General features: G+C 53.4%; 9 protein-coding genes. 5 read left to right on the top strand and 4 right to left on the bottom strand.

What is annotated here, in order from left to right:
- The first annotated feature begins 71 nt into the window (after window positions 1–71).
- Genes M0220_RS01935 through trpC form a run of 3 tightly spaced genes read left to right on the top strand, consistent with a single transcriptional unit; the run spans window position 72 to window position 2,544 of the window.
- The gene (locus tag M0220_RS01935; protein WP_264018537.1) at window positions 72–677 is read left to right on the top strand and encodes an anthranilate synthase component II; all 606 of its coding nucleotides are present in this window, start codon (window positions 72–74) and stop codon (window positions 675–677) included.
- Window positions 678–713: 36 nt separating this feature from the next.
- Window positions 714–1,733: an anthranilate phosphoribosyltransferase gene (trpD, locus tag M0220_RS01930; protein WP_030070277.1), complete on the top strand. Its 1,020-nt coding sequence runs from the start codon at window positions 714–716 to the stop codon at window positions 1,731–1,733.
- Window positions 1,734–1,740: 7 nt separating this feature from the next.
- On the top strand, window positions 1,741–2,544 hold the full coding sequence (gene trpC / locus M0220_RS01925; protein WP_264018536.1) for an indole-3-glycerol phosphate synthase TrpC: 804 nt from the start codon (window positions 1,741–1,743) through the stop codon (window positions 2,542–2,544).
- Window positions 2,545–2,591: 47 nt separating this feature from the next.
- Here the strand turns inward: trpC and ydiJ are convergent, their stop codons facing one another.
- The 3 genes from ydiJ to M0220_RS01910 all read right to left on the bottom strand — a co-directional run bounded on the left by ydiJ (window position 2,592) and on the right by M0220_RS01910 (window position 7,744).
- Window positions 2,592–5,696 carry a D-2-hydroxyglutarate dehydrogenase YdiJ gene (ydiJ, locus tag M0220_RS01920; RefSeq protein WP_264018535.1) on the bottom strand — a complete coding sequence of 1,035 codons (3,105 nt, stop codon included), beginning with the start codon at window positions 5,694–5,696 and terminating at the stop codon, window positions 2,592–2,594.
- An 88-nt stretch (window positions 5,697–5,784) separates the two neighbouring features.
- The gene (locus M0220_RS01915; protein WP_264018534.1) at window positions 5,785–6,375 is read right to left on the bottom strand and encodes a DUF4202 domain-containing protein; all 591 of its coding nucleotides are present in this window, start codon (window positions 6,373–6,375) and stop codon (window positions 5,785–5,787) included.
- 115 nt (window positions 6,376–6,490) lie between these two features.
- Entirely contained in the window at window positions 6,491–7,744 is a 1,254-nt protein-coding gene (locus M0220_RS01910) for a dicarboxylate/amino acid:cation symporter (RefSeq protein ID WP_030070281.1), read from the bottom strand.
- A 333-nt stretch (window positions 7,745–8,077) separates the two neighbouring features.
- Between M0220_RS01910 and serS the strand changes: the two genes are divergently transcribed.
- Window positions 8,078–9,355, top strand: coding sequence for a serine--tRNA ligase (gene serS / locus M0220_RS01905; protein WP_030070282.1), 1,278 nt, complete (start codon window positions 8,078–8,080; stop codon window positions 9,353–9,355).
- Here serS and M0220_RS01900 read toward each other — a convergent pair.
- Complete coding sequence (locus M0220_RS01900; protein ID WP_264018533.1) at window positions 9,294–10,136, bottom strand: SIMPL domain-containing protein; 843 nt, start codon at window positions 10,134–10,136, stop codon at window positions 9,294–9,296. The genes serS and M0220_RS01900 overlap by 62 nt on opposite strands.
- A gap of 192 nt (window positions 10,137–10,328) precedes the next feature.
- On the opposite strand from M0220_RS01900, the gene M0220_RS01895 reads away from it, so the two are divergent.
- A complete protein-coding gene (locus M0220_RS01895) occupies window positions 10,329–11,429 on the top strand; it encodes an AI-2E family transporter (RefSeq protein ID WP_030070284.1) in 1,101 nt (366 codons plus the stop codon).
- The last annotated feature ends 73 nt before the right edge of the window (window positions 11,430–11,502 follow it).

The following is an 11,502-nucleotide window of genomic DNA, read 5'->3' as shown; positions in this document are numbered from 1 at the left end:
GCAAGTGGTGCCTGGGTTGGGGTATCATCTCTGCAAAGTGGTTTGATTCATGTGATGGAGTAAGCGGGGCGATGGCACAAGTGCAGGCAGTGCAACGTGTGTTGATGATCGATAATTACGACAGCTTCACGTTCAATATCGTCCAGTACCTCGGCGAGCTGGGAGCCGAGGTGGTGACCTACCGTAATGATGAGCTTACCCTTGAACAAATTGACGCCTTAGCGCCTACCCATTTAGTTATTTCACCAGGGCCATGCACCCCTAATGAAGCGGGAGTATCGCTGGCAGCGATTGCTCACTTTGCGGGTAAGTTGCCTATTTTGGGCGTTTGTCTTGGGCATCAGGCGATTGGCCAGGTTTACGGTGGTAGGGTAGTGCGTGCGCCCCAGGTGATGCATGGCAAAACGTCTGCTGTTGTGCACGGTGGGCAAGGGGTATTTAACGGGCTTGAAAACCCGCTAGAAGTGACCCGTTACCACTCGTTAGTGGTAGATAAAGCAAGCTTGCCGGAGTGTTTTGAAGTCACCGCCTGGACCGCAGACGATGATGTTACGCCAGGGCTGATAATGGGCTTTCGTCATCGTACCCTCGATGTTGAAGGGGTACAGTTTCATCCTGAGTCGATTCTGACGCGCCAAGGCCATGCGTTATTGGCCAACTTTTTAACACGTGGCTAACTGCCAAATTTATACGCTTTAGGGGCTTTTCTGTTCATGCAAATGCGAGATGCAATTAATGCGGTAATGCGCCGCGAAGACCTCTCTTTCGATGCAATGCACGCGCTAATGCGCCAGATCATGACCGGCGAAGCCTCCGATGCGCAAATTGGTGGCCTGCTGGTGGGGCTGGCCATGAAAGGCGAGAGCGCCGAGGAAATTAGCGCGGCGGCCCAGGTTATGCGCGAGCTAATGAAGCGGGTAGAGCTACACACCGATAACGTAGTAGATATTGTCGGTACCGGCGGTGATGGTGCGAACCTGTTTAACGTTTCTACGGCGGCTAGCTTTGTGGCGGCCGCTGGGGGCGCTCATGTGGCTAAGCATGGTAACCGCAGCGTTTCTTCATCCTCAGGCAGTGCAGACCTTTTCGATATCGCCGGTATTTACCTTGATCTCAAACCTGAACAGGTGGCGCGCTGTATTGAGCAGGTCGGTGTGGGCTTTATGTTTGCCCCCAACCATCACCCGGCCATGCGCTACGCTATTGGTCCGCGCCGGGAGATGGGCGTGCGCACGCTGTTTAACATCCTTGGCCCTTTAACTAATCCTGCCGGTGCACCTAATCAAGTGCTGGGCGTGTACTCGCTTGAGCTAGTGCCGTTAATGGCGGAAGTGCTTCGAAAGCTTGGCAGTCGTCACGTGCTGGTGGTGCACTCTGAAGATGGTTTAGATGAAATTTCGTTGGCTGCACCCACGCGGGTGGCTGAACTGAAAGATGGCAACATTACTGAATACACCATTACCCCAGAAGAGTTGGGTATTGAGCGCCAAAGCCTTGCCGCACTAAAAGCGACCAGTGCAGAAGACAGCCTGCGGTTAGTAAAATCTGCGCTAAGTGGTGAAGGAGCGGCTGCTGATATGGTGGCGCTCAATGCTGGCGCGGCGCTTTATTGCGCAGGCGTAGCGGATAACTTAAAAGAGGGCGTATTAGTCGCGCAGGATGCTCAAGCCTCTAAACTGCCGCTTGAAAAGCTAAAAGAGCTTTCGCACTTTACTAGCGTCTTTAAAGGATAAAAATCCAATGACTGACCAGGCAACGCCAACTATTTTAACGCGCATTTTGGCCCGAAAGGACGAAGAAGTCGCAGAGCGCCTGCAGGCGGTAACCGAGGCAGACCTGCTGGCGCTGGCTGAAAAGCAGAGTGCTCCCCGTGGTTTTATTGACGCGCTGAATGCCCGCATTATCGCAGGCGACGCAGCAGTCATCGCTGAAATTAAAAAAGCCTCGCCTTCTAAAGGCGTCATGCGTGAAGATTTTCATCCTGCGGATATTGCCAAAAGCTATGCCGAAGGCGGCGCAGCATGCCTATCCGTATTGACCGATGCAGACTTTTTTCAGGGCCATGAAGACTTTCTGATCGCCGCCCGCGATGCGTGCGATCTGCCCGTGATTCGTAAAGATTTTATTACCCATGGCTACCAGGTGACCGAGGCGCGAGCTATCGGTGCAGACTGCATCTTGCTGATTGTCGCTGCCCTAGACGACGCCCAGCTGCGTGATCTGCATCAGCAAGCCAATGCGTTAGGCATGGATGTACTCGTCGAGGTGCACGACGCTGTTGAGCTTGAGCGAGCCCTGGCGCTGGATTTAAAGCTGGTGGGTATTAACAACCGCAATTTGCATACCTTTGATACCAGCCTTAACACCACCTTAGATCTTCTGCCGCGAATCCCTGAAGGCGTCACGATCATCACGGAATCCGGCATCCAAACTCGGGATGACGTGGAACTTATGCGTGACCATGACGTGAATGGTTTCCTCGTCGGTGAAGTCTTCATGCGCGAAGAGGACCCGGGTCAGGCCCTTAAGCGTCTCTTCTTTTAACTGACATTGTTTGAAACGTTAGTTGTTTGAAACGTTAATAGCATGCACTAGCCTGCCCGCTTTAAGCACCCAAGCAGCGCTTGAAGCGGGTGGTGCAACGTTTGTGCTGAGTAGCGTTTCACCTGGCTACGGCAGGAGTAGCCGGTGGCGAGTAGCTTGCCCGCGTTTTCCTCGGCTTCCACCTGGGGCTGCCAGGATTGGGCGTAGATCGTCTTAGAAGTGTCGACATTACGGGTTTCATGTCCGTAGGTGCCGGACATACCGCAACAGCCCGTGGTGGCTAACTCCAGCTCTAAACCAAACGCCGCAAACACCTGTTGCCAGGCTTTGGGGCTGCCCGGGGCGTTGGTCTTTTCGGTGCAGTGGGAAAGCAGCTTAAAGCCTGGGTCGGTTAAGTTCAGTTGGCTAGGCGCTAGCGTGTTAATACGGGTGGCTAGCCACTCTTGTAGCATCAGCACGTTAGGCACTTGCTCTACCCCTAGCGCTTTGACGTACTCCTGGCGGTAGGTCAGCGTCATGGCAGGGTCGATACCCACCATCGGCACCTCAAACTCTGCCAACGCCCGCAGGCGCTTGGCCTGTTTTTCTGCCGTGCGCTCAAAGGCACCTAAAAAGCCCTGCACGTGCAGCGGTTTGCCGTTAGCAGAAAACGGCATCACAAACACCCGCAGATTCAACCGCGACAGTAGTTCCACCACGTCCATCACCAGCTTGGCTTCAAAGTGGCTGGTGAACGCATCCTGGACAATAATCACGCTGTTAGCGCGCTGCTGCTCGGTAAGCAGCACCAGCGAGGTGGGAGTGGCTTCCGCAACGCCCCAAGCCCTTAGCTGTTTCTTTACGCTGGCACGGGAAAGCTGCGGGGAGTCGCTCATTCCCAACCCTTTGCGCATCAAACTGTCTACCCAGCGCTGGTTAAGTAGGGCGTTATATAGCGGCGCGACCTTGGCAAGGGTGGGCAACATGAATTCGGTGCCGCCGATGAGGTAATCGCGCAGCGGGCGTAGATAGCGGCCGTGGTAGACCTCTAAAAACTGCGAACGGAACTGCGGCACGTTGACCTTAATCGGGCACTGGCCCGCACAGGATTTACACGCCAAGCAGCCCGCCATGGCATCGTAAACTTGGTGAGAGTAGTCGTGGTGTTGCTGTTTACTAACGGTGTTCATCACCCGGCGGGGGAAGCTTTTAACAAAGCCCCAGCCGTTTTCGGCTTTCTTCTTGCGCGACTCTTCCACCACATCGATGCCCGCTTGAGACTGCAGGCGTAGCCACTCACGTATCAAGCTGGCACGGCCTTTGGGAGAGTGACGGCGGTCGCGGGTGGCCTTCCAGGAAGGGCACATGGGGTCATCAACATCGTAGTTGTAACAGGCACCATTGCCGTTGCAGTACACCGCAGCGTCATAGGCCTGCCAGGCGCGTTCGTCGATGGTGCGATCCAACTGGCCGCGCATAGTGACGCCATCGACCGTTAACAGATCAGGGTCGCTGTCTTTGGCGATTAATGTAGTGTTGTCAGAAGGCGATGCAATCTTGCCAGGGTTCAGCTGGTTATGAGGATCAAACGCGGCTTTGACGCGCTGCAGGCTGGGGTAGAGTTCACCAAAGAACTTAGGGCCGTACTCCGAGCGCACGCCTTTGCCGTGTTCGCCCCATAACAGCCCACTGTACTTCTGAGTGAGAGCCGCCACTTCATCGGAAATCTCACGAATCAGTTTTTCCTGCGCAGGGTCTTTCATATCCAGCGCCGGGCGTACGTGTAGTACCCCCGCATCCACATGGCCAAACATCCCGTAGGAAAGCTGCCGAGCATCCAGCGCGGCGCGGAACTCGCTGATAAAGTCAGCTAGGTGTTCCGGCGGGACGGCGGTGTCTTCCACAAACGCAATCGGGCGCTTTTCACCCTGCACGTTACCCAGCAAACCCACCGAGCGTTTACGCATAGCGTAGACTTTTTGAATCTGCGGGCGGCCTTCAGCCAGGGTGTAGCCTAAGCGCTCGACGGTCACATCGCGGCCAAGGTGCCCGGTAAAGGAGCGAACCCGTTCCGCCAAACGCTCAGGATCATCGTCATTAAACTCGATCAGGTTAATGCCCCGAATTGGCGTGTGGCCGGTGGTGGGGAAAAACTCAGCTACGCTGTCCCAGACAAAGTCTTCCATGGCCAGCTGCAGCACGGTGTCATCGATGGTTTCAATCGAGGTAGGGCGAGCGCTGGCGGTCATGAGGGCTTTGGCATCGCGCAGCGCCTCCATAAAGCTGGCATAGCGCACATTCACTAGCGTTGAGTGCTTCGGGATCGGCAGTACGTTCAATACTGCTTCATTCAAAAAGCCCAACGAGCCTTCCGAGCCACACAGCAGGCTGTTCAGGTTCAGTTGGCCTTGCGTCTCTCGCAGGTGCGCCAGATCGTAGCCGGTTAAACAGCGGTTGAGCGGCGGAAATTTCGCCTCAATCAAATCGCGCTGTTGGTCGATAATCTCAGCAGCGGTGGTATGCACACGGCCGAGAATGCCGGATTGCGCAACAGCCTGCTGCTCCTCTTCAGCGCTAAGCGCACGGCTGTGCAAGTGCTGGCCCCCCAGCAAAACCGTGTCCAGTTCCAGCACGTGGTCACGGGTTTTACCGTATTCACAACTGCCCTGGCCGCTGGCATCGGTGGAAATCATGCCGCCGATGGTGGCGCGATTAGAAGTGGATAACTCCGGTGCAAAAAACAGCCCGTGGGGCTTCAATGCCGCGTTGAGCTGATCTTTCACCACGCCCGCCTGAACGCGTACCCGGCGTGCCTCTACATTGATCTCTAAAATCTGGTTCATATGGCGGGAAACATCCACCACGATACCGTCGGTCAACGACTGGCCGTTGGTGCCCGTGCCGCCGCCCCGGGGGGTGAGCACGATATCGCGGTGGGGCAGCTCAGCAGCCAGCTTGGCAAGGCGCTCAAGATCTTCGGCATGCTTAGGAAACACCGCAGCCTGGGGCAAGCGCTGGTAAATCGAGTTATCCGTCGCCAGCACCGTGCGGTTGGCATAGTCCGGGGCAATTTCGCCTTCAAAGCCACGAGCGCGCAAGGCGTCTAGAAAACGCACGTAATGCGTGCTCAGGCGTTTAAACGGGGCCGTACGCGAATCCAAAGATGCAATCATAGTTGATCAAGCCGTCACTGCTGGGAGCGGATAGGGGATTGCGCTACTTTACCGCAGCTACCACGGCTCTGCATCCTGGAGGTGAGGTTTATGCATCGCCCAGCGCTTCTTTTACCAGCGCAGCACAGGGCTCGTTCATAGGCAGCGCCAAGGCAAGTGTATGTGCCTGAGGAGACATCTTGCCCCAGGTTTTTTGCACAATGCGCACCATGTGCTGTTGGTCAATCTTGCGCGAGAAATCTGCAAAGTAGTTTTCTAAAAATACCAGGCAGGCGCAGTCCTCCAGTGTTTGCACATCGGCGTCGCGACCTAGGCCTTTCTTACGGATAATGGTTGCGGTTCGTTCGGCGTCTGCAACGCTGTAACCAGCGTCGCGCATCAGTTGGGCAGTAGTGTTGCCAGCGCGCTCGCTCTGATCGCGACGCCAGGACAAATAGCCAATGCGCCCTTCAGGGTAATCGCTGCGCGGCACCAACCAGCGTTGGAGATGCTGGGCGCGCACTGCCAAACGCAGCAGTTCATTGGGGTTGCTTTGCAGCGGATCAAGCCAATGGCTCATACGCTGGGCGTAGGCAAGTTCCTGGGGCAGGGTAGTGCCATCGGCAAGGGTGGTTTGGCGCGGATCTTGAGCGTGAAGCGCATCAATGGCCGTTAGGGTTTGTTCAAAGGCAGTTGGCATAAGGGTTCGCATGGTGAGTGGGTATTGCCAACATGCTAACAGGATAGTAGCAGGCCATAAAAAAAGCGCCTGCCGCACAAAAGAACGCAGGCGCTAAGTAATATTGATAGTGAGTCTATGCGCGGCTGTTGTTATAAACCTCTTCGTTTAGTTCACCTTCGCTTTTGCCCACGAGAGTTGTGACCATCAAATCACCCGCCACGTTTACGCTGGTGCGGGCCATATCTAGAATTCGGTCAATACCGGCAACCACTGCAATGGCTTCCAGGGGCAGGCCAATTTGTGCCATTACAATCGACAGCATTATCAGGCCTGCGCCAGGAACGCCCGCGGTACCAATCGAGGCCAACGTACCGGTGGCCACAATCATGCCGTAATCCATCATGGTTAAATCGGTGCCGGTCATTTGGGCAATAAACAGCACTACTACGCCTTGGTAAAGGGCGGTGCCGTCCATGTTAATCGTTGCGCCCACTGGCAGCACAAAGCCAGATACCCCTTCTGAAATCCCTAAGTTTTTTTGCGCACAGCGAATCGACACCGGCAGCGTGCCTGCAGACGAGGCAGAGGAGAATGCCACCACAATGGCGTCCAAGCTGCCTTGCAAATAGCGCACCGGGTTTAAGCGGCCAAGGAGTGAAATAAAGCCAGAATAAACCACTAGCACATGCAGAATGCTGGCGAGATACACCACACCGATCAGTTTAGCCAGTGGCAACAGAATTTCTAAGCCGTACTGGCCTGAAACGTGAGCGATTAAGCCAAATACACCAAAAGGCGCAAAGGCCATGACAATCCCGGTAAGCTTGTACATAGCTTCAGCAAAGCTATCGAAAACCTTCATAACCGGCTCGCCTTTTTCGCCAATCAGCGTTAGCGAAATACCTAAGCCAATGGCAAATACAATGATCTGCATAATGTTGCCATTAGCCAGGGCGTCGAGAGGGTTGCGTGGCACCAAGTTAACTAAAATAGAGATCAGGGAGGGAGCTTCGTTTGCAGCCACTTCTGTATCAAAGCTTAAATTGACGCCAACCCCTGGCTGTAACAGGGTAGAAAGCAGTAGACCAATGCTGATAGCAAAGGCGGTGGTGATCAAATACAGCGTAATGGTACGCGCACCAATGCGTCCCATTTTTTGCGGGTCACGCATTGAGGTAATGCCCACTACCAGCGTCGAGAACACTAGGGGGACAATCAGCATCATTATGGCATTAATGAAAATATCGCCGAGTGGCTTAAAGATGCTAGCGGTTTCACCTAGTAGTGCCCCAGCTAATACCCCTAGTGCCAACCCCACCAAAATTTTTTTCCACAGCGCGATTCTACGCCACCAAGCAAATTTTCCCTTTTTCGCTGTTTCTTGCACTATGTTTCTCCTGTTTAACGTCCATTATCAGTGTTTCGCGCTACAGATTGGCGGGCACTCTATCAGTTTTGACTAGTGAACCAATGTTTTTATGCCGATTGGTAATAGCACATACAGTGTGGAGAGGGGGAGCATATGTCCTAGAAGATGCTTTTATTGAGCAAACTAACCCTTGGTATCGTTTTCCAATCTACTTTTTGTAATGTGCTGTTTCAGTTAATAACTCCCCGGTATTCTCCCCATAGCCGTGCCTTGTGCTTTTGCCTACAATGGTCGTCTTACATCACGGGCGGTGCTGCCGTGTTCCACTGATTTCAGGCCAAGGGATAACTCATGCTCGATCCGAAACTGCTGCGCGGTGATCTTGATGCGACTGCGCAACAACTGGCCCGGCGGGGCTTCGAACTCGATAAAGCGGCATTACAAGCGCTGGAATCGCGCCGTCGTGAGTTGCAGACCCAGACCGAGCAGCTGCAAAACGAGCGTAATATGCGCTCAAAAGCGATTGGTAAGGCGAAGGCTAACGGTGAAGATATTCAGCCGTTGCTGGATGAAGTGAGCGATTTAGGCGAGCGTTTAGATAACGCCAAGAAAGAACTGGCCGAAGTGCAGGAAGAGTGGGACGACGCGATTAGCGGCATTCCTAACCTTCCCCATGAGAGTGTGCCGGAAGGCAAGAACGAAGACGATAATGTTGAACTTCACCGCTGGGGCACACCGCGTGAATTTGATTTTGAGGTGCTGGACCATGTGGATCTTGGTAAGAGGTCCGGCTATCTCGATTTTGAGCTAGCAGCTAAGCTGACCGGCGCGCGCTTTGCAGTGATGCGTGGGCCGATTGCGCGCCTGCACCGCGCGCTGGCGCAGTTCATGCTGGATACTCAAACCGAGCAGCATGGTTACGAAGAGTGTTACGTGCCGTATATGGTGAATCGTGATTCGCTGATGGGCACTGGGCAGTTGCCGAAGTTTGGCGAAGACTTATTTAAGCTTAATGACGAGCGGGAATATCATCTTATTCCGACCTCGGAAGTGCCGTTAACCAACTTCGTGCGTGATGAAATTGTCGATCAGACAGCCTTGCCAATGAAGCTGACTGCCCATACACCGTGCTTTCGCAGTGAAGCAGGCTCTCACGGGCGCGATACCCGAGGCATGATCCGCCAACACCAGTTCGATAAAGTAGAAATGGTGCAGATCGTCGAGCCAGAAAAGAGTTATGAAGCGCTGGAAGAGATGCGCGGCCATGCTGAAGCAATTTTGCAGGCGCTGGAATTACCTTACCGCGTAGTTACGCTGTGTACCGGCGATATGGGCTTTGGGGCGGCGAAGACCTACGATTTGGAAGTGTGGTTGCCTAGTCAAGAAACGTACCGGGAAATTTCTTCTATTTCTAACTGTGAAGATTTCCAGGCACGACGTATGCAAGCGCGCTTCCGTCATCCTGATGTCAAAAAGCCACAGTTACTGCATACATTGAACGGCTCTGGGTTGGCGGTGGGGCGTTGCCTGCTGGCGGTACTTGAAAACCACCAGCAGGCAGATGGCTCTATTGCTGTTCCTGCTCCCCTGCGATCCTACCTGGGCGGGCTCGAGCGTCTTGCCCTCTAAGCGTCCATTCGACGTTGACCCCGGCATCAATGCGAATGGTGCCGGGGCGGTAGTCGCTAGCTGAACCACTACCCATCGAATCGCTCTCGGCGCGCATGGCCATCATGCGGGGCTGGAAGATGGGGGCTTGGGTTTCTTCAATGCGCTGTACTTGACCAAGTCTTACGCCCAGTGTGCTGGCCATCAAATCTGCTTTATGGCGGGCTTTTTCAAGTGCTTTTGTAAGCGCTTCATCGGTAGCCGCATCGCGGTCTTGCAGGTCAAACTGAACGCCATCCAGTGTGTTTACACCGGCACCTATCAGGGCGTCAAATACCTCGCCTAACTGGCCTATATTGGTAAGCTCAACACTGAAAGGACGCTCTAAACGGGTGCGTATTAACGTTTCTTGTTCGTCGTTATTATTGCGCGGGCCTGCGACATGTTCAGGGTAGATGTTAAGCGACCCAGCGTTGATAGCACGCTGTTCAATGCCGATCTCCTCCATAGCTTTAATTAGCTCGCTGGCACGCTTTTCAAGTCGTTCGCGGGCATTGCTTAGCTCGTCACTGTCGGTGTCTTCCAGAGTAGAGACCGCTGGGGTGTTTTCCCACAATCGTGCCGAGAGAGTGGCTTTGTCGGGCTCTACTTCCACCCATGACTGGGCCTGAACATGTAAGCTGGGCGGTGTGGCAGGAGCAGCATTAGCTGTATTAGCCGTAGATGTTGCTAATAGCGCGAAAAGGGCACTGCCAATCACGCCATAGCGCAAACGTTTGAGAGAGTGGGGAACTGAAGACATAGGTCACTTCCTTGCTGAGAGAGCCAATGATTAGAGTTAACTAACTTATGTTATGACGATGCTTGGAAGGGTGAAGTGCAATAAAGTTCAGTGACTAAGAGTAGACGAAAAACAGTTGCTTAATGTTGTCATGGTTTGTGCAATATTGCCCAAGCAGCCATGATGTAGGGATAACATGCTAAGGAAAAGGCTATGTCGAAGTTGTCGGACGAGGATTATCGCAGTATTCCCTTAAATGCGACCTTGGCGCTTGCCGCGCTGGTGGTGATTGTTGCGGGTATGAAAGCAGGGGCTGATCTGTTGGTGCCTCTTTTACTGGCAGTATTTATTGCCGTTGTATGTACGTCACCTGTCCAGTGGCTTCACCGTGTTGGCCTAAGCATGAGGGCCTCTGCTTTTTTGACTTTGATGGTGCTGTTGGGCTTTATTTCTTTAATTGGCCTGCTGGTAGTGAACAGCTTTAGCACCTTTGTAGAGGCATTGCCGGATATTGAGTCGCGTCTGTATGAGCACTATTGGGATTTGTTGAATGCGCTCTCTAGTCGTGGGCTCGCTATTGATCCTGATCAGCTCAGTAATATGTTTGCAATGGAAGACGATGGGTCATGGGTGACCGCATTATTAGGCGAGATTGGCAACCTATTTATGCAGGGTAGTATTATTGGGTTGTTGGTAATTTTCATGCTGTTTGAAACGCTGAACTTTCGGGATAAAGTATCGCGCGCGCTTGAGAATCCTGCCCCAAGCCTAAAGCGATTTAGCGAGTTTAGCTTAACGCTGAAGCGCTACTTGGCGGTGAAAACAGTGATTAGCTTAGCCACTGGGGTGTTGGTGTGGCTCTCTTGCTTAATGGTGGGTGTAGAGTTCCCGCTGTTGTGGGGGGTGCTGGCTTTTGCGCTCAACTTTATCCCCAATATCGGTTCAGCCTTGGCGGCGATTCCTCCCGTACTACTATTGCTGGTATCTCAAGATGGTGGAGCATTGCAGGCAATTTTACTCGCTTCGGCTTATCTGGTAATTAACTTTGTTTTAGGTAACTTGATTGAACCAAGAGTGATGGGGCAAGCGTTGGGGTTGTCGACGTTTGTTGCGTTTCTTTCGTTGGTTGTATGGGGATGGATCTTTGGGGCTGCGGGGATGCTGTTGTCGGTAGTATTGACGATGACGTTGAAAATTGCTTTAGATAGCCACCCCCAAACTCGCTGGATTGCCCATTTATTGGGGCCGGGAGGGCAGCGCCGAAAACGTTTTGGTGATGCGCGACTCCCACCTTGGAAGCGGCGACAGGAGTAGCCACTGGTAAGCAGTAATGCTGTTTAAATACCTGCTGAAAAAGTGTTTGCCCCTGCCAATGCGCAGAAAATAA

It is taken from the genome of Halomonas qinghailakensis, assembly GCF_025820815.1.
GTDB classification, from domain to species: domain Bacteria; phylum Pseudomonadota; class Gammaproteobacteria; order Pseudomonadales; family Halomonadaceae; genus Vreelandella; species Vreelandella qaidamensis.
Note: the sequence above shows the minus strand (reverse complement) of the source record. Positions and strands in the feature narration are given on the sequence as shown.